This is a genomic window from Micromonospora parastrephiae (assembly GCF_016802865.1).
GTDB classification, from domain to species: domain Bacteria; phylum Actinomycetota; class Actinomycetes; order Mycobacteriales; family Micromonosporaceae; genus Micromonospora; species Micromonospora parastrephiae.
This window is the reverse complement of the sequence record NZ_JAEVHM010000117.1, coordinates 1-18,292: the sequence shown is the minus strand read 5'-3', so window position 1 is coordinate 18,292 and position 18,292 is coordinate 1. Positions and strand designations below refer to the sequence as shown.

The 18,292-nt window shown below is 70.2% G+C and carries 15 protein-coding genes and 1 pseudogene; 11 read left to right on the top strand and 5 right to left on the bottom strand.

Features of this window, described 5'->3' with window-relative positions:
• A pseudogene (locus JNW91_RS21005) lies at positions 1-656 on the top strand (DivIVA domain-containing protein); the annotation flags it as partial.
• A gap of 78 nt (positions 657-734) precedes the next feature.
• On the opposite strand, the gene JNW91_RS33185 reads toward JNW91_RS21005, so the two are convergent.
• A complete protein-coding gene (locus tag JNW91_RS33185) occupies positions 735-956 on the bottom strand; it encodes a DUF2631 domain-containing protein (RefSeq protein WP_151490290.1) in 222 nt (73 codons plus the stop codon).
• Between the two features lie 197 nt (positions 957-1,153).
• Between JNW91_RS33185 and JNW91_RS20995 the strand changes: the two genes are divergently transcribed.
• Entirely contained in the window at positions 1,154-2,734 is a 1,581-nt protein-coding gene (locus tag JNW91_RS20995; protein WP_203177214.1) for a Rieske 2Fe-2S domain-containing protein, read from the top strand.
• Positions 2,735-2,849: 115 nt separating this feature from the next.
• Here the strand turns inward: JNW91_RS20995 and JNW91_RS20990 are convergent, their stop codons facing one another.
• Positions 2,850-4,442, bottom strand: coding sequence for a phytoene desaturase family protein (locus tag JNW91_RS20990; protein ID WP_203177213.1), 1,593 nt, complete (start codon positions 4,440-4,442; stop codon positions 2,850-2,852).
• 103 nt (positions 4,443-4,545) lie between these two features.
• Complete coding sequence (locus tag JNW91_RS20985; protein WP_203177212.1) at positions 4,546-5,385, bottom strand: YhjD/YihY/BrkB family envelope integrity protein; 840 nt, start codon at positions 5,383-5,385, stop codon at positions 4,546-4,548.
• 51 nt (positions 5,386-5,436) lie between these two features.
• Between JNW91_RS20985 and JNW91_RS20980 the strand changes: the two genes are divergently transcribed.
• From JNW91_RS20980 to ispG, 8 genes are all read left to right on the top strand, one after another.
• A complete protein-coding gene (locus JNW91_RS20980) occupies positions 5,437-5,988 on the top strand; it encodes a GNAT family N-acetyltransferase (protein ID WP_203177211.1) in 552 nt (183 codons plus the stop codon).
• Positions 5,989-6,378: 390 nt separating this feature from the next.
• A complete protein-coding gene (locus JNW91_RS20975) occupies positions 6,379-10,350 on the top strand; it encodes a CARDB domain-containing protein (RefSeq protein WP_203177210.1) in 3,972 nt (1,323 codons plus the stop codon).
• A 473-nt stretch (positions 10,351-10,823) separates the two neighbouring features.
• A complete protein-coding gene (locus JNW91_RS34010; RefSeq protein ID WP_407664363.1) occupies positions 10,824-11,009 on the top strand; it encodes a hypothetical protein in 186 nt (61 codons plus the stop codon).
• Positions 10,936-11,217, top strand: coding sequence for a hypothetical protein (locus JNW91_RS20965; protein ID WP_203177209.1), 282 nt, complete (start codon positions 10,936-10,938; stop codon positions 11,215-11,217). The genes JNW91_RS34010 and JNW91_RS20965 overlap by 74 nt, the downstream gene beginning before the upstream one ends.
• Before the next feature lie 159 nt (positions 11,218-11,376).
• Positions 11,377-11,613 carry a hypothetical protein gene (locus JNW91_RS20960; protein WP_203177208.1) on the top strand — a complete coding sequence of 79 codons (237 nt, stop codon included), beginning with the start codon at positions 11,377-11,379 and terminating at the stop codon, positions 11,611-11,613.
• A 43-nt stretch (positions 11,614-11,656) separates the two neighbouring features.
• The gene (gene dxr / locus JNW91_RS20955) at positions 11,657-12,868 is read left to right on the top strand and encodes a 1-deoxy-D-xylulose-5-phosphate reductoisomerase (protein WP_203177207.1); all 1,212 of its coding nucleotides are present in this window, start codon (positions 11,657-11,659) and stop codon (positions 12,866-12,868) included.
• A complete protein-coding gene (locus JNW91_RS20950) occupies positions 12,868-14,118 on the top strand; it encodes a M50 family metallopeptidase (RefSeq protein WP_203177206.1) in 1,251 nt (416 codons plus the stop codon). Before dxr ends, JNW91_RS20950 begins: the two co-directional genes overlap by 1 nt.
• Before the next feature lie 8 nt (positions 14,119-14,126).
• The gene (gene ispG / locus JNW91_RS20945) at positions 14,127-15,299 is read left to right on the top strand and encodes a flavodoxin-dependent (E)-4-hydroxy-3-methylbut-2-enyl-diphosphate synthase (RefSeq protein WP_203177205.1); all 1,173 of its coding nucleotides are present in this window, start codon (positions 14,127-14,129) and stop codon (positions 15,297-15,299) included.
• 82 nt (positions 15,300-15,381) lie between these two features.
• Here ispG and JNW91_RS20940 read toward each other — a convergent pair whose 3' ends face one another.
• Positions 15,382-15,966, bottom strand: coding sequence for a PadR family transcriptional regulator (locus tag JNW91_RS20940; protein ID WP_203177204.1), 585 nt, complete (start codon positions 15,964-15,966; stop codon positions 15,382-15,384).
• A 151-nt stretch (positions 15,967-16,117) separates the two neighbouring features.
• Between JNW91_RS20940 and JNW91_RS20935 the strand changes: the two genes are divergently transcribed.
• Positions 16,118-16,957 (top strand): GNAT family N-acetyltransferase, encoded by an 840-nt coding sequence (locus JNW91_RS20935; RefSeq protein ID WP_203177203.1) that lies wholly within the window; start codon positions 16,118-16,120, stop codon positions 16,955-16,957.
• Between the two features lie 110 nt (positions 16,958-17,067).
• Here JNW91_RS20935 and JNW91_RS20930 read toward each other — a convergent pair whose 3' ends face one another.
• Complete coding sequence (locus JNW91_RS20930; protein WP_203177202.1) at positions 17,068-17,628, bottom strand: hypothetical protein; 561 nt, start codon at positions 17,626-17,628, stop codon at positions 17,068-17,070.
• Between the last annotated feature and the right edge of the window lie 664 nt (positions 17,629-18,292).

The following is an 18,292-nucleotide window of genomic DNA, read 5'->3' as shown; positions in this document are numbered from 1 at the left end:
GATGGGCGGACACGGCGGCGTGCCGCCGCGCGGCCTGCCCGCCGGTCCCGGCGGCTACGGCCCTCCCGACGACCCGCGGATGCCCGGCGTCCTACGGCCCGCCGGACGACCCGCGTGTGCCCGGCGGCTACGGGCCTCCCGACGATCCGCGTTCGGCCGGTGGCTACCCGCCGGAGGAGCCGCGGTTCGACGGTTTCGAGGCCGGCCGGCACGGTCGCGCCGACATGACCGCCGAGATCCGGATGCCTGAACGGGACCTGCGCGACATGCGCCGTGGCCCGGCCGGTCCGCCTCCGATGCCGCAGCCGGGCATCGGTGGCCCGCCGATGGCCGGTCCGCCCGCCGTGGCCGGCCCCCCGATGGCCGGCCCGCCGGTGGGAGGTCCGCCGATGGCCGGCCCGCCCGGCAGTGACCTGTACCGGGTCGACCAGATCCGCCGCAGCTTCCAGGTGCGCCGGTTCGGCAGCGGGTACGACCCGGACCAGGTGGACCGGTTCTTCGAGACCCTGCTCGGCGGCATGCAGGGCCGCAACCCGATGCCGGTCAACCCGAAGGACCTGGACACGCTCCGGTTCGGTCTGGTGCCGGGCGGCTACTTCGAGGCCGAGGTCGACGCCGCGCTCAAGGACGTGCAGGACATTCTCTTCGGCCGCTGAGCCGACGCGTACGAGACGAGGGCCCGTCCCCGGGTGGGGGCGGGCCCTCGACGTACGTCGGTCGGTCGTCCGGCGGGGTCAGGAACGCAGACCGTTGCGCCGCAGCACGGCGTCGCCGATCACGATGATCAGCAGCAGCGCGGCCAGGCCGACCAGCCAGATGTCCTCGACCCTGCCCTCGTGGTTGCCGCAGATCATCGCCAGCAGCGCCAGCGCGGACAGCACGGCGCCGATGCGCCCGGCCTTCCGGTGCCCAGGCTTGTGCTGGTCTGGCGACGTTACCGGCTCGCTTCCTGCCACTGTCGGTCCTTCCCTCGCGATCGGATCTCCGGTTAGTCTGGCACGCCTCCTGCCCGGGGCGGCGCGGTGGGTGTTTCCCGGCCGTCGGCCCTGCCAGCCCAGGCCGGACGGCACTACCGGCGTCGCGGGGCGGCGGTCAGACTCCCTCCGGTAGCGTTTGGCGTACACCTGATTGTCTGTTTGAGGGGGACTGTGCGGTGCGAGTGACCGGAACCGGGCACGCCAGTATGCGGATCGACACGGCCGCGGGCAGCATCCTGTGCGACCCGTGGGTCAATCCGGCCTACTTCGCCTCATGGTTCCCCTTCCCGGACAATTCCCTGCTCGACTGGGAGAGCCTGGGCCAGGTCGACTACCTGTACGTCTCCCACCTGCACCGGGACCACTTCGACGCGAAGCACCTGCGGGACTTCGTCTCGAAGGACGCCACGGTCCTGCTTCCCGAGTTCCCCACCTCGGAGATGGAGGACGAGTTCCGGGCGCTGGGCTTCACGAAGTTCCTGAAGGCGCCCAACGAGCAGGTGGTCGAGCTGCCCGGCGGTCTGAAGATCATGATTCAGGCGCTGACCAGCCCGACCGACGGCCCGATCGGTGACTCGTCGCTCTGGGTTGAGTACGACGGGGTGCGGCTGCTCAACCAGAACGACGCCCGCCCCACCGACCTGAGCGTGTTCGCCGAGCTGGGGCACGTGCACGCGCACCTGCTCCAGTTCTCCGGGGCGATCTGGTATCCGATGGTCTACGAGCTGCCGCAGGCGGCGAAGACCGCGTTCGGCAAGCAGAAGCGCGACCGGCAGTTCGACCGGACGTGGCGCTACATCGACGACCTCAAGGCCGACCACGTCTTCCCGATCGCCGGTCCGCCGTGCTTCCTCGACGACGCGCTGTGGCAGTTCAACGACATCCACGGCGACGAGGGCAACATCTTCCCGGACCAGTCGGTCTTCCTGTCGGAGTACGCCAAGGTCGGCGGCACCAACGGGATCGTGCTGCTGCCGGGCAGCGTCGCGGAGGTCACCACCGAGGGCGCGAGCACCACCCACCCGGTGCCGGTGGACGAGTTCTTCGCCAACAAGGTCGCCCACCTGGAGGAGATGCGGGAGCGCAAGCGCCCGATCATCGAGGCGGAGAAGGCGTCCTGGCGGCACCCCGAGGTGGACGTGCTCGGCGAGATGAAGCGCCGGATCGAGCCGCTGCTCGACGAGTCGATCTACCTGGCCAAGGGGGTGGGCGGTCCGGTCCGCTTCGACCTGGTCGGCTACGACGGCGAGAGCGTCGAATCCATCGTGGTGGACTTCCCGGGCAAGGAGGTCCGCCCGTACGCCGAGGAGAAGGTCCGCTACCGGTTCCGTACCGAGCGGGCGCTGATCGAGCACCTGCTGTTCATCGACGAGGTGGACTGGGTCAACTCGCTCTTCCTGTCCTGCCGGTTCTCGGCGGCCCGGATCGGCCAGTACAACGAATTCGTCTACGCGTTCTTCAAGTGCCTGTCCGAGGAGCGGCTCCAGTACGCCGAGGGCTGGTACGACGAGCACGAGCGCACCACCGACGCCGAGGACATCACCCTGGGCGACTGGGTGGTGCAGCGGCGCTGCCCGCACCTGAAGGCCGACCTGACCCGCTTCGGCATCGTCGAGGGCGACCAGCTCACCTGCCAGCTGCACGGCTGGCGCTTCGACCTGCCCAGCGGCCGCTGCCTGACCAGCGTCGGCCACAAGGTCCGCGCCCACCGCGTCGACGCGGAAACCCCCGCCCCGGCAGGCGAGGCCCTGTCCTAACCCGCAAACCCCGCACACCCCGGTCGATCATGGAGTTGTGGTGGGTGACAAACACCGCTGCGCGTCCTATAACGGGCACCACAACTCCATGATCGACCGGCGCGGGGGGTCGGGGTCAGGCTAGGTCGGAGAGGATGCGGCGGGCGGCGTTGTGGCCGGCGGCGCCGATCACGCTGCCGGCCGGGTGGCAGCCGGCGCTGCCCGCGTACACGCCGTCGATGCCGGTGGCGTAGGGCATCCGGTCGGTGAACGACACGGTGTTGTCCACGTGGTGGATGTGCCCGCCGGTGATGCCGAAGTGCGCCTCGATGCCCGGCGGGGGCAGCGGCACCGCGTCGGCGATCAGGTCGGCGGTGCCCGGGGCGTACCGCTCGACGATCCCGATGAGCCGGTCGACGTAGCCGGGCAGCGCCGCGTCCCAGGTGGTGCCGGCCAGCTCGTAGGGGACCGACTGGACGAACAGCGCCGACGAGTGGTGCCCGGCGGCGTCGGAGAGTGACGGGTCGACGGTGGTGTGCAGGTACCACTCGATGGTCGGCTCCGCCGGCAGCCGCCCGGCCCGCACGTCCGCCCACATGGCGCGCAGCGCGGTCATCGGCGAGGTGGCGTCCCCGCCGACCAGCGACGCGGAGCCGGGCAGCAGGTGGATGGTCGAGCCGAACGGGCTCGGCGCGTCGGCCGGCAGGCAGGAGAACCGCGGCAGCCCGGTGAGCGCCAGGTTGAGCTTGAGGGTGGTGCCGGGGCGACGGACCGCCGCCATCCGTTCGCCGAGCGGCGCCGGCAGCGCGCCGTCGGGCAACAGGTCCATCAGCCGGTACGGGTCACACGCGCCGAGCACCACCCGGGCGGCGACCTGCCGACCGTCGGCCAGCACGACCCCGCTGGCCGCGCCGCCGTCGAGGGTCACCGCGCTCACCGGCGTACCGGTCAGGATGGTCGCCCCGGCGGCGCGGGCCGCCTCGGCGAAGGTGCGCGAGACCGTGCCCATGCCGCCCTCGGCGATCATCCAGGTGCCGCCCGAGCCGGGCAGCCGGCACATGTTGTGCACGAGGAAGTTGTGGCCGGTGCCGGGGTCGTCCGGGCCGGCGTTGAGCCCGGACAGGCCGTCGGTGACCGCGTACATGCTGACCAGCAGCTCGGAGCGGAACTCGAACCGGGCCAGGTAGTCGGCGACGGAACCCTGGACGAGGTCGACGAAGACCTGCCGCAGCGCGGGGCGGACGTACCGCTCGGCGGTCTCGCGCACGTCCAGCGGCTCGGCCAGCCAGGCCGGGGCGAGGTCCTCGCGCAGCGCCGCCAACTCGGTCTGCATGGCGTCGTCGGCGGCCACGTCGGCGGGGGAGAAGAACTCGGCGAGCTGCGCCCGGGTCGCCGTGGTGTCGCTGCCGAAGAGCAGGTACGGCGAGCCGAGCCCGCCCGGCGTGGGCAGGAAGTAGTGCGGGTCGCGGCGCAGCACCGGGATCCGTACGTCGAGCGTGGCGAGCAGCTCCGGTGGCATCAGCCCGAGCAGGTACGAGCCGGTGGAGTGGCGCAGCCCCGGCACCTTCGGGAACGGATTCTCGGTGCGGGTCGCGCCGCCGAGGACATCGGCCGCCTCGAGCACGAGGACGTCCAGTCCGGCGCGGGCCAGCAGGACGGCGGAGACCAGGCCGTTGTGCCCGGCTCCGACGATCACGACGTCGGCGCGGGCCGGAATCTCACTGCTCATGCCGCCGCAGCCTAGTCCCACCACCCCACCCCTCACCCCCCTGACAGCGGTGATCAAGAGGTTTGCGTCAGCAGACGCCGTCCGGATGACGCAAACCTCTTGATCAAATTGGCTGGGGGGCGCGTTGGGCGCGCCAGCGGGAGAGGGCGAGGGTGGCGGAGTAGCCGGCCAGGACGATCACGTGGAACAGGTAGAGCCACAGGAGCACGGCGACGCCGGCGCCGATCTCGTCGAAGCCACCGAACGGCACCCCCAGGTCGAGGGGGAGCGAGGCGAAGAGCACGAAGCCGTGTAGGAATCCGGAGAGGTTCGCCGCGGTGAACGACCCGATCCCGAGGGTGGAGAGCCAGTCCGGCGACGCCGGCCCGACCACCCGGAACACCCACACCAGCACCGGCGTGAGAACCAGCCACACCGCCAGGAACGACAGCACCACACCCAGCGCGCCGACCCAGCCGCCCTGCCGGACCAGGCCGGTGGTGAGCGGCAGCGCCAGCAGGATCGACAGCAGCAGCGCGGGAGCCGGCGCGAGCAGGGGGAGCAGCAGCAGCCGGCCTCGCCAACCCACCAGGTGCTCGTCGGTGCGGGGCGCCGCCACCGAGACGAACGCCCGGCGCAGCCCCTCGCCGTACAGCGACGCGGGCAGCAGCGAGGCCAGGGCCAGCAGCGGGGTCAACTCCACCCCGGCGTTGACCAGCGCGTCCACCGCCCGGGGCGCGCCGATCGCGGTGGGCAACGCCTCCACGGCGTACGAGGTGAGCCGGCGTACCCGGTCGGCTCCGGCGAGCAGCGAGGTGAGCCAGATCGCCAGCAGGGCGACCGGTACCACCGCGATCGCCCCGTAGAAGGTGATCGCGGCGGCGTGCAGCGACAGGTCCCGTCCCCGCACCGGACGGAACGCGGCACTGGTGATCCGCTTCGCCCGCTGCCAACCGCTGCCCATCGTGATCTCTTTCCCTGATGCCGCGTCCGCCACTCCTTAAGATCGCCGGTCATGACTGTTCTCACCACCGAACGCCTGATCCTGCGCGACTGGACCGCCGATCCGGCCGATCTGGCCCGGATCTACGACATGTACAGCCGCTCCGAGGTCACCCGGTTCCTGGGCGTGTCACCCGGGTTGCCGATGACCAATCCGGCGCAGGCCGCCGAGCGGCTGCATGTCTGGCGGGAGCGGCACGCCGCCGACCACGGCCGGTACGGCACCTGGGCGATCGAGGTGCGCGACACCAGCCTGGTGGCGGGGACGGCGTTGCTGATGCCGCTGCCGGGGCGCGACCGGACGCGGCGTACCGGGGACATCGAGGTGGGCTGGCACCTGCACCCGGATTCGTGGGGGCACGGCTACGCCACCGAGGCGGCCCGCGCGCTCGTCGCACGGGAGTTCGCGGCCGGCACCGCGCAGATCCACGCGGTCGTGACCCCGGGCAACGAGGCGTCGATGGCGGTCTGCCGGCGGCTCGGCATGACGCACGTGGGCCGCCGCAGCGACTGGTACGGCGGCGAGGGGCTGGAGACGTTCGTCCTGGCGGCGCCGTCGGTGTAAACGCTCCGGCATCCCGGTAGCGCGAGATCGGCGCAACTTCGGGGAAGCTGCTGCCTTTCCGACCAGTCGGGGCAGCAGCTTCCCCGAACGTGTGTGGACTGTGCGGCGAGGACCCCCGCAGGCAAGGCCATCGATAGTCACGGTGGTCGAAGTGTTGACGCCCTCGTAGCACGTCAGTAATCTCTGGTCAAAGTCGCGCAAGATTTCGACAAAGCCGTGCAGGATTCCCGCGCGAACTCGGAAAATCCGGTGGACTGCGTCTCTGGTGCTGCCCCCGCGGCACCGGCGGCCCCACCTCGACCGGCCATGGGCCGACCCACACCCCCACCGACTCACACCCCACCGTGGTCGCGCCGCCCGCGGCGACCGTCCCCCAACGACAGGACAGTGATGAGACGAACGAATCCGTTCAGGATGGTGGCGGCGACAGTCGCGGCCACGATGATCGCCACGGCCGGCGCGACGGCCGTGGCCAACCCGGCCGGCGCCGCCCGCCCCGCCGCGACGACGGCCACGTCGAGCAACGCCTTCGCCCCGGCCGCCACCAACCTCGCCCAGGGTCGTCCCACCCAGGAGAGTGGCCACGCCGACGTCTACGACTCGTCGAAGGTCGTCGACGGCAACGCGGGCAGCTACTGGGAGAGCGTCAACAACTCCTTCCCCGAGTGGGTTCAGGTCGACCTCGGCTCATCGCAGTCCGTCAACCAGGTCGTGCTGAAGCTGCCGACCTCCGGGTGGGCCACCCGTACGCAGACGTTGAGCGTGCAGGGCAGCGCCACCGGGTCGTCGTTCACCGACCTGGTCGGGTCGCAGACGTACACCTTCAACCCGGCGAGCGGCAACACCGTCACGATCAACTTCAGCCAGACCGCCACCCGCTACGTCCGCATCAACGTCACCGCCAACAGCGGCTGGCCGGCCGGGCAGCTCTCCGAGCTGGAGGTGTACGGCAGCGGCGGAACCACCCCGGACACCACCGCGCCGAGCGTCCCGGGCAACCTCTCGTACACCCAGTCGGGCACCACGATCACGCTCAACTGGGTCGCGTCGACCGACAACGCGGGCGGCAGCGGGATCGCCGGCTACGACGTCTACCGCAACAACGCGTTCCTCCAGTCCGTCGGGAACGTCACCACCTTCAACGACACGCAGCCGGCCACGGCAACCGTGTCGTACCACGTCCGGGCGCGCGACGCCGCCGGCAACCTCTCCGGCAACAGCAACACGGTGACCCGTACCGGCAGTGGTGACACCACCGCGCCGAGCGTCCCGGGGACGCTGTCGCACAGCACGTCGGGCAGCACGATCACGCTGAACTGGGGCGCCTCCACCGACTCCGGCGGCAGCGGGCTGGCCGGCTACAACGTCTACCGCGCCGGCAACCTCATCGCGACGCTGGGCACCGTCCTCACCTACCAGGACACCCAACCGGCGACCGCGACCGTGTCGTACTACGTCCGTGCCCGGGACGGCGCGGGCAACCTGTCCGGCAACAGCAACACCGTCACCCGGACCGGTAGCAACCCGCCGGCCTGCACCAACGTGGCGCAGGGCAAGAGCATGACGGCGAGCGGCTCCACCTTCAGCTTCACCCCGGACAAGGCGAACGACGGGCAGCTGAGCACCTACTGGGAGGGCGCGGCGGGCTACCCGCAGAACCTCACCGTGGCGCTGGGCGCGAACCACTCCATCTCCGGCGTCACCGTCAAGCTCAACCCGGACCCGGCCTGGGGCACCCGTACCCAGACCATCCAGGTCCTCGGCCGCGACCAGGCGTCGTCCACGTACACCAGCCTGGTGGCGGCGGCGAGTTACCAGTTCGTCCAGGGCTCCAACGTGGTGACCATCCCGGTCACCGCGACCACCGCGGACGTGCAGTTGCGGTTCACCGGCAACACCGGCGCCCCGTCGGGTCAGGTGGCCGAGCTTGAGGTGTGCGGCACCCCGGCGCCCAATCCGGACCTGGTCGTCAGCTCGCTGACCTGGTCGCCCGCGTCGCCCAGCGAGGTCAGCCCGGTCACCCTCTCGGCCGTCGTGCAGAACATCGGGTCGGCCGCCGCCGGCGCCACCACGGTGAACTTCAGCCTGGCCGGCGCCGTCGTCGGCAGCGCCACGGTGGGCGCGCTCGCGGCGGGCGTCTCGACCACTGTCTCGTTCAACGCCGGCACCCGGCCGATGGGCAGCTACGCCGTCTCGGCGGTGGTCGACCCGACGAACACGATCGTCGAGCAGAACAACGGCAACAACAGCCTCACGGCGCCGTCACCGCTGGTTGTCGCACAGGCCCCGGGTCCGGACCTCCAGGTGCTCAGCATCGCCTCGAACCCGCCGAACCCGGCCGTCGGGGCGTCCGTCACGTTCACCGTGGCCGTGCGCAACCGCGGCACGACCGCGACCGGCGCGACCACGGTCACCCGGCTGGTGGTGGGCAGCACCACGCTCAACACCACCACCGCCTCGATCGCGGCCGGCGCGACGGTCAACGTGGCCGTCACCGGCAGTTGGACCGCCACCAGCGGCGGCGCCACCATCACCGCCACCGCCGACGCGACCAACGTGGTCGCCGAGACCAACGAGAGCAACAACGCGCTCAGCCAGTCGATCGTGGTCGGCCGTGGGGCTGCCGTGCCGTACGTCTCGTACGAAGCGGAGGCCGGCCGCTACCAGGGCACGCTGCTGGAGACCGACCCGCTGCGCACCTTCGGCCACACCAACTTCGCCAGCGAGTCCTCCGGCCGCAAGTCGGTACGACTCACCAGCACCGGCCAGTTCGTCGAGTTCACCTCGGCCAACCAGGCCAACTCCATCGTGGTGCGTAACTCCATCCCGGACGCGCCCGGTGGCGGTGGCATCGAGGCGACCATCAGCCTCTACGTCAACGACGTCTTCTCCCGCAAGTTGACGCTGTCGTCGCGGCACAGCTGGCTCTACGGCAACACCGACGGGCCGGAGGCGCTCACCAACACGCCGCAGGCCGACGCCCGGCGGCTGTTCGACGAGTCGAACGCGCTGCTGGCGCAGTCGTACCCGGCCGGCACCCGGTTCAGGTTGCAGCGCGACGCCGGCGACACGGCCTCGTTCTACGTCATCGACATGATCGACCTGGAGCAGGTGGCACCGGCGGCGAGTCAGCCGGCCGGCTGCACCTCGATCACCGCGTACGGCGCCGTCCCGAACGACGGGCTCGACGACACCGCCGCCATCCAGCGGGCGGTGACCGACGACCAGAACGGCGTGATCGGCTGCGTCTGGATCCCCGCCGGGCAGTGGCGGCAGGAGCAGAAGATCCTGACCGACGATCCACTGAACCGGGGTACGCACAACCAGGTCGGCATCAGCAACGTCACCATCCGGGGCGCCGGCATGTGGCACTCGCAGCTCTACACGCTGACCGAACCGCAGAACGTGGTGGGCGGCATCAACCACCCGCACGAGGGCAACTTCGGCTTCGACATCGACAAGAACACCCAAATCTCCGACATCGCCATCTTCGGCTCCGGCCGGATCCGTGGCGGTGACGGCAACGCCGAGGGTGGCGTCGGTCTGAACGGTCGCTTCGGCACCGGCACCCGGATCAGCAACGTCTGGATCGAACACGCCAACGTGGGTGTCTGGGTGGGCCGCGACTACGACAACATCCCCGAACTCTGGGGGCCGGCCGACGGGCTGGAGTTCACCGGCATGCGGATCCGCGACACGTACGCCGACGGCATCAACTTCAGCAACGGCACGCGCAACTCGCGGGTGTTCAACTCGTCGTTCCGCACCACCGGCGACGACGCGCTCGCCGTCTGGGCCAACCCGTACGTCAAGGACCGCACCGTCGACATCGCCCACGACAACCACTTCGTGAACAACACCATCCAGCTGCCCTGGCGGGCGAACGGTATCGCCATCTACGGCGGCTACGGCAACTCGATCGAGAACAACCTGATCTACGACACGGCGAACTACCCGGGCATCATGCTGGCGACCGACCACGACCCGCTGCCGTTCTCGGGGACGACGCTGATCGCCAACAACGGGCTCTACCGGACCGGTGGCGCCTTCTGGAACGAGGACCAGGAGTTCGGTGCCATCACCCTGTTCCCCGCCACCAGGGACATCGTCGGGGTCACGATCCGCGACACCGACATCATCGACTCGACGTACGACGGCATCCAGTTCAAGAACGGCGGCGGCAACATGCCGAACGTCGCCATCACCAACGTGCGGATCGACAAGTCCAACAACGGCGCCGGCATCCTCGCGATGAGCGGTGCGCGCGGCAACGCCAACCTGACCAACGTGACCATCACCAACTCGGCCGACGGCAACATCGTCATCCAGCCGGGCTCGCAGTTCGTCATCAACGGCGGCTAGCTCGCCGCTTGATCAACACGGTTTCAAGGGAATCGGGGTGTCCGCGGACTGCGGACACCCCGAGTTCCATAAGACCGAGTCGATCTCGTCGAGGCTGCGGCAACGCTCACCGTCGGGCCGCCCGGGGGCGTGCACGGTGACCGCCCACAGCGCGAACACGACGTCCTCCGTGGTGACGTAGGTCGGCGGCGGCAATTCGTCGACAGGCCCACGGTCCTCCCGTCCGGGCGGCCACCTCTCGACGGGCGCTATTCCTCAGAGGCATAAATATGACTCTGAGGTATAACGCTCACGGGAGCGACCGTCCCGAGTTGTTGTCGTGATGTCCACGATGGTCGTTTCGCTGCTGGCCCAATGCAATCTTTCGCGGCAGAATCCGGACCAGGGGGCGAGGTGTCTTACACGACGACAGCCAGGGTGACGGAGTCTGGCGCACGTCGAGCCGATCCGGCGGCGAGGGCGACTGCGTCGAGGTGGCGGGTCACCGGCCGATGGAAGACTCCGGGCTGGTTCGTCGCGACGGCCGGGCTCTCGATCGTCGCCACCGCTGTCACGTGGTTCCTCGGGGCGTTCGCGGGTCCCTTCATGAGCTCGGAGGAGTCCTGCCGACAGGCCGGGGTCACCTACGACACGGCCTACCGCGCCGCGCACTGGCGTGAGTCGTCGCGATGGTTCCCCCTCCACGATCGATGCAACGCCACCTACGATCTGGTGCCCGCCTGGGTCAACCCGGCCCTGGTGCTGCTGTCCCTGCTGGCCGTCCTCAGCGTCGGAGCAGCGGTCTGGCTGGCCGTCGTGCGACCGAGGAGGCTGCGGTGCAGTCATCTCGGACAGACGGACTCGGTGTGCGATGACCGTGCGGGCTGAATCGATCATCAGTCGGTCGAGCGGGAGTTGCCCTACGTACTGCACCGCGCTGCGCGAAGGCCGGTTTCTGGGTCTATCCAGAGATCAACGTCCTCTCCGGCGATGATCTCTTCATCCAGACATCGCTGTGCTGCGCAGATCGGGGGCGGCCGCACGACGGTGCCTATCGCCGAGGCGGTGATGTTGGGGGAGATCGCTGCCGGGATGCCGTTCTTCCTTCGGGTGGACCTGCGCAACCGGGTACCGACCATGGCCCTGTTCGAGCTGGTCGACGGGGAGTACCGGCCGCTGGCCGCCGCTGCGGCGGAGAGCACCTTCGCGATGCGGGAGCCGTTCGACTTCTCCATCGACCCGGCCGAGTTGCTGGACGAAGACAAGCCGGACGGAAACGCTTGAGGCTCCCAGCGGGCGCACAGCGGCGGTGGGGAAGAATGGCCGGGTGACTTCCCCCCGCGACCTCGTCCTGCTCGGGTCCACCGGTTCGATCGGCACGCAGGCCATCGACATCGTCCGGCGCAACCCGGACCGGTTCCGGGTGGTCGCGGTGGGTGCGGGCGGCGGCAACGTCGAGCTGCTCGCCGCGCAGGCCCTCGAACTGGGCGTCGAGGCGGTCGGGGTGGCCAAGGCGTCCGCCGCGCAGGACCTCCAACTGGCGTTCTACGCCGAGGCGAGTCGGCGCGGCTGGGCCACCGGCGACTTCAAGCTTCCCAAGATCGTGGCTGGCCCGGACGCGATGACCGAGTTGGCGCAGTGGCCGTGCGACGTCGTGCTCAACGGGGTGGTCGGCTCGCTGGGCCTCGCTCCCACGCTGGCCGCTCTGCGCGGTGGTCGTACCCTCGCGTTGGCCAACAAGGAGTCGCTCGTGGCCGGCGGCCCGCTGGTCAAGGCCGCGGTGACGCGGCCGGGGCAGATCGTCCCGGTCGACTCGGAGCACTCGGCGCTGGCCCAGTGCCTACGGTCCGGGTCGCGTGGTGAGGTGCGCCGGTTGGTCGTCACGGCCAGCGGCGGCCCGTTCCGGGGTCGGCGGCGCGACGAGTTGACGCAGGTCACACCCGAGCAGGCCCTCGCGCACCCGACGTGGAACATGGGGCCGGTCGTCACGATCAACTCCGCGACCATGGTCAACAAGGCGCTGGAGGTGATCGAGGCGCACGAGCTGTTCGACGTGCCGTACGCCGACATCACCGTGATGGTGCACCCCCAGTCGGTGATCCACTCGATGGTCGAGTTCGTCGACGGGTCGACGATCGCCCAGGCCAGCCCACCGGACATGCGGCTGCCGATCGCGCTCGGCATCGGCTGGCCGGACCGGGTGCCCGACGCCGCCTCCGCGGTCGACTGGACGACCGCGCACACCTGGGAGTTCGCGCCGCTCGACGACGAGGCGTTCCCGGCCGTCGCGCTGGCCAAGGCCGCCGGGGAGGCCGGGCGCTGCCGCCCGGCGATCTACAACGCGGCGAACGAGGAGTGCGTGGCGGCGTTCGTGGCCGGTCGGCTGCCGTTCCTGGGGATCGTCGACACCCTCGAACGGGTGTTGGAGGACGCTCCGGACTTCGCCGAACCAGGTACCGTCGAGGACGTGCTCGCGGCCGAGTCGTGGGCGCGCGCGCACGCCCAGGAGATCATCGCGGGTTCGGTGGAAGGAGCTTGATGGCTAACCTGCTCGGGGTGGCGCTTTTCGCCCTGGCCATTCTCGTCTCGGTGAGCCTGCACGAGGCCGGTCACATGGTGACCGCCAAGGCATTCGGGATGAAGGTCACCAAGTACTTCGTCGGCTTCGGCCCCACCCTCTGGTCGTTCAAGCGGGGTGAGACGGAGTACGGCGTCAAGGGCATCCCGCTCGGCGGCTTCTGCAAGATCGTCGGCATGACCGCGCAGGACGACGACGTCGACCCGGCCGACGAGCCGCGCGCGATGTGGCGCTACCCGGTCTGGAAGCGGACGATCGTCATGTCCGCGGGCTCGATCACCCACTTCGTGCTGGCGCTGATCGCCATCTGGATCGCCGCCGTCTCCCTGGGCCTGCCCAACCAGGACTTCCCCACCACCGACGCGGAGATCCGTCAGGAGCCGGCGGTGATCGCGCTGTCCGACTGCGTGATCCCCGACAGTGCCCCCCGCGCCTGCGCCCCCGGCGACGCCGCCAGCCCCGCCGCCCAGGCGCAGTTGCGCGACGGCGACCGGATCACCTCGGTCAACGGCACGCCGATCAACAACTACGGCGAACTGCTCGTCGCACTGCGCGGGCTCAAGCCGGGCGACACCGCAAAGCTCGACTACGTCCGCGACGGGCAGCCGGGCACGACCAGCACGGTGCTCGCGCAGACCCAGCGGCCGCCGCTCGACGACCCGAAGGGCGCCGTCGCCCCCGTCGCCGCACTCGGCGTCGGCCTCGTGCCCACCACCCCGACCCGCGTGACGTACGGGCCGGTCGCCGCGTTCGGCGCCACCGCCGACTTCACCCGCGAACTGGCCGTCGGCACCGTCCAGGCGTTGCAGCGGCTGCCGCAGAAGGTGCCCGCCCTGTGGACCGCCATCACCGGCGGCGAACGTGACGTGGACACCCCGATCAGCGTCGTCGGCGCCAGCCGGCTCGGCGGCGAGGCGTTCGCCAACAAGGCGTGGCTGCTGTTCGTGACGCTGTTCATCTCGCTGAACTTCTTCATCGGCGTGTTCAACCTGCTGCCGCTGCTCCCGCTGGACGGCGGCCACATCGCCATCGCCTGGTTCGAACGGGCACGCTCCTGGCTGTACGCGCGGATCGGCCGCGCCGACCCCGGGCGGGTCGACTACCTCAAGCTGATGCCCTTCACGTACGTGGTGATCCTCATCGGTGGCGTGTTCACGCTGCTGACCATCACCGCGGACGTCGTCAACCCGATCACGCTCTTCCCAAGGTGAGTGCTGAAGTGACCGCTGTCCGTCTCGGTATGCCCGCCGTACCGCCCCCGCCGCTCGCTCCCCGCCGGTCCAGCCGCCAGATCATGGTCGGTTCGGTCCCGGTCGGTGGTGGCGCGCCGGTGTCCGTGCAGTCGATGACCACGACCCTCACCTCCGACGTCAACGCGACCCTCCAGCAGATCGCCGAGCTGACCGCGTCCGGCTGCCAGATCGTCCGGGTGGCGGTGCCGTCCCAGGACGACGTCGAGGCGTTGCCGGCGATCGCCAAGAAGTCGCAGATCCCGGTGATCGCCGACATCCACTTCCAGCCCAAGTACGTCTTCGCCGCCATCGACGCCGGCTGCGCGGCCGTCCGGGTCAACCCGGGCAACATCCGCCAGTTCGACGACAAGGTCAAGGAGATCGCGGCAGCGGCGTCCGCCGCCGGTACGCCCATCCGGATCGGCGTCAACGCGGGCTCGCTCGACAAGCGGCTGCTCGCCAAGTACGGCAAGGCCACCGCCGAGGCGCTCGTCGAGTCGGCGCTGTGGGAGTGCTCGCTGTTCGAGGAGCACGGCTTCCGCGACATCAAGATCTCGGTCAAGCACAACGATCCGGTCGTGATGATCCGCGCGTACCGGCAGTTGGCCGAGCAGTGCGACTACCCGCTGCACCTGGGTGTCACCGAGGCCGGTCCGGCCTTCCAGGGCACCATCAAGTCGGCGGTCGCCTTCGGCGCCCTGCTCGCCGAGGGGATCGGCGACACCATCCGGGTGTCGCTGTCCGCCCCGCCGGTCGAGGAGATCAAGGTCGGCAACCAGATCCTGGAGTCGCTGGGCCTGCGCGAGCGCGGTCTGGAGATCGTCTCCTGCCCGTCCTGCGGGCGTGCCCAGGTGGACGTCTACAAGCTCGCCGAGGAGGTCACCGCCGGTCTGGAAGGGCTGCCGGTGCCGCTGCGGGTGGCCGTCATGGGCTGTGTCGTCAACGGGCCGGGCGAGGCCCGCGAGGCCGACCTCGGCGTCGCCTCCGGCAACGGCAAGGGCCAGATCTTCGTCAAGGGGCAGGTCGTGAAGACGGTGCCCGAGGGGCAGATCGTGGAGACGCTGATCGAGGAGGCGCTGCGGATCGCCGACGAGATGGGTGCCGAGCTTCCCGAGGAGCTGCGCGGGCTGGTCACCGGCCCGACCGTCACCGTGCACTGATCCCGTTCGGTACGCGAAGCGGCCGTCTCCCGTGGGGGAGACGGCCGCTTTCGTGGTTTTCCGGTGCTGCCGCCGCAGCGGGTCACTCGGATTCGGCGAGGATCGCGTACAGCTTGCGCCGCGTCTCGTCGAGCACTTGGGCGGCCCGCTCACGCTGGTCGTCGGTGCCGTTCATCATGACCTGCCGCAGCGCGTTCATCGCCTGCGCGCCGGAGTCGCGGATGTCGTGCCAGCTGCTCACCGTGCCCTGGGCGACGTCCGCCCACGCCGGGGTCTGCGCGGCCTCGGTGGCCTCCGCCTGACCGGCCTCGGTGACCGTGAACCGCTTGCGCCCGCCGCCGGACTCCTCCGTGCTGGCGACGATCACACCCTCGTCCTCCAGCAGCTGGAGGGTGGGGTAGATCGAGCCCGGGCTCGGCCGCCACGCACCGCCGGTGCGGGAGTCGATCTCCTGGATCATCTCGTAGCCGTGCATCGGCCGCTCGGTGAGCAGAGCCAGCACGGCCGCCCGGACGTTGGGGCGTCGGCCCCGACCCCGGCCCCGACCGCGGCCGCCCCAGGGGCCGCCGTGTCCGTGCTCGTGACCGTGGCCGGGCGGGACCGGCGGGAAGCCGAATCCACGCATCCGAGCCTCGTGCATCGCGTGGTGCTGTCGATGGAACCTCATCGGCTTTGTCCTTTCGTCGTACTGTCGCTGATGCATCAACGATATATCGGCAATGCATCGCCGACAAGGCTCGGCGTCAAGTTGCCTGCCGAGGCCGTCGGACTCGCCACTCGCCCGGCGAGCAGGGGGTCGATCTGGCAGGCTGGTAGTCGTGCTGACGGTGCCGGTACGGCAACTGGGGGAATCGGAGCGCCGCGCGGTCGAGCGACTGCTCGACCTGGACCCGTTCGCGGGCGCGCAGGTCGCCGAGCGGATCGCCGCGCGTGGACTGTCATGGTGGCGGGCCGAGGGCAGAATCCTGGGGTACGGAGCCCGGCGCAACCTCGAATCACTCTGCTGGCTCGGCGGCAACCTGACCCCGGTCCTCGCCACCGAAGCCGCGGTGGCCGCCTTCGCCGACCTGCTCGCCGGCGAGGAACGGCTCTGCTCCTCCATCGTCGGTCGAGCCGACGCCGTCCTCGGCCTGTGGGACCGACTCTCCGACACCTGGGGGCCAGCACGCGACATCCGCCCCAACCAGCCGCTGCTCGCCACCGACACGCTGCCACCCGTACCGGCCGACCCGGAGGTACGCCAGGTCCGCGCCGGCGAGGTCGACCGGCTCTTCCCTGCGGCGGTGGCCATGTACACCGAGGAAGTCGGCGTCTCCCCGCTGATCGAGGACGGCGGGCGCAGCTACCGTCGTCGGGTCAACGACCTGGTCCGGTCCGGTCGGGCGTACGCCCGGTTCGTCGACGGCAAGGTCGTGTTCAAGGCCGAGTTGGCGGTGGTGACGAAGCGGACAGCGCAGGTCCAGGGCGTCTGGGTGGCGCCGGAGTGGCGCGGCCGGGGAATCGCCGCCGCCGCGATGGCCGCCGTCGTCCGCGACGCCCTGCTGCGGGTCGCCCCCACGGTCAGCCTGTACGTCAACGACTTCAACCTGCCGGCACGTCGCGTCTACGAACGCTGCGGCTTCCAGCCGATCGGCACTCTCGCCACGGTCCTCTTCTGACCGCAGGCTGTCGGCTCCTCGTGGAGTCGGTCTGGCGCCTGGTCGGGTCCGGACATGCCGATGGCCGGCGCCCCGGGTTCGGGGTGCCGGCCATCGCCGTGCTGCTGTGGTCAGTTGTTCCAGTGCTGGGTGACGAGGTCGGTGGCCTGCTGCTCCCACTGGGCGTAGGCGTCCGGGTAGGCCGACACCTGCACCGTCTGCGCGGCGTCGGTCAGCGGCATGTCCTGCCAACCGTCAACCTGCTTGAGGCCCTTGAGGAACGCGGTCGTCGCGTACTCCGGGTCGGTGATCTGCTCCGGCGTACCCCAACCACTGGACGGGCGCTGCTGGAACAGGCCCAACGAGTCGTGGTCGTTGGCATCGCCCAAGTGGCCCAGGTTCTCCAACTTCGACTCCTGCAGGCTCGTCGCGATCGAGATCACCGCCGCCCGCTCGGGCAGGCCGGCCTTCTTCGTCGCCGCGATGATCGCCTTGACGTTGGCGGTCTGCTCGTCATTGACGGTGATGTGCGACTGATCGCCCTGCGGCTTCGGCGCCGCGCTCTGCACGGCGACCGCGACCGGCGTGGCCTCCACGGGGTTGGCGTGGGCGGCGATCGGACCGGCGAAGACACCACCGGCGAACGCGAGACCAGCAACGGACAGCACACTCTTACGCATGATCGTGTTCATGGGGGTAGCTCCTTCGGGGGTAGGAAACACCCACTGCCACCAACCAGGGGATCGGCGGTCACGGGCGTGAGCACCTCGTCCGGCGCTGCACAAAAGTCTTCGAGGGATCGGCGGCCTGCAAGCCGGGGGCTCGCGGCGCCGGGACCGGGTTTAACGACCTCCGGCGGGGGGTCATTCCCGGGGATTGCTCGGTCGCTCGGGGGGTGGTCAGCGACCTCGGTCGTTCGGGGGTCTGCAACGACCGGGCGGGGCCGGGCATTCCAACCGGCGGACTGTCCAGCCGGCGGGCCGTGGTCCTGCGATCTCGTTCGGGGGTCTGCAACGACCGGGCCGGGCGGGACATTCCAACCCCGGCGGGGGGTCGAGCCGGCGGCCCGTGGTCCTGCGATCGTCAGGGTGTGTAACGACCCCCGGCCGGCCACGATTCCGCCGCACGGATGCGACCGGTCACAGCCCGGAGCGCTCAGGATCGGACATAACGCCCGCCTCGCGCGGTTGACGCGATCCGCGCCGGGCCGGAAGGTGTGATCCACTCCAGTTCGGCGATATGGGGGTGTCCGGGGAGCTTGGGCTCAAGTGGTTGTTGCAACGGGGTGGATTCTCGTCAGGATGAGGAGTCATGCCGGGGCAGAGGTTGTCGTCCGCGGAGCGGGCGCAGATTGAG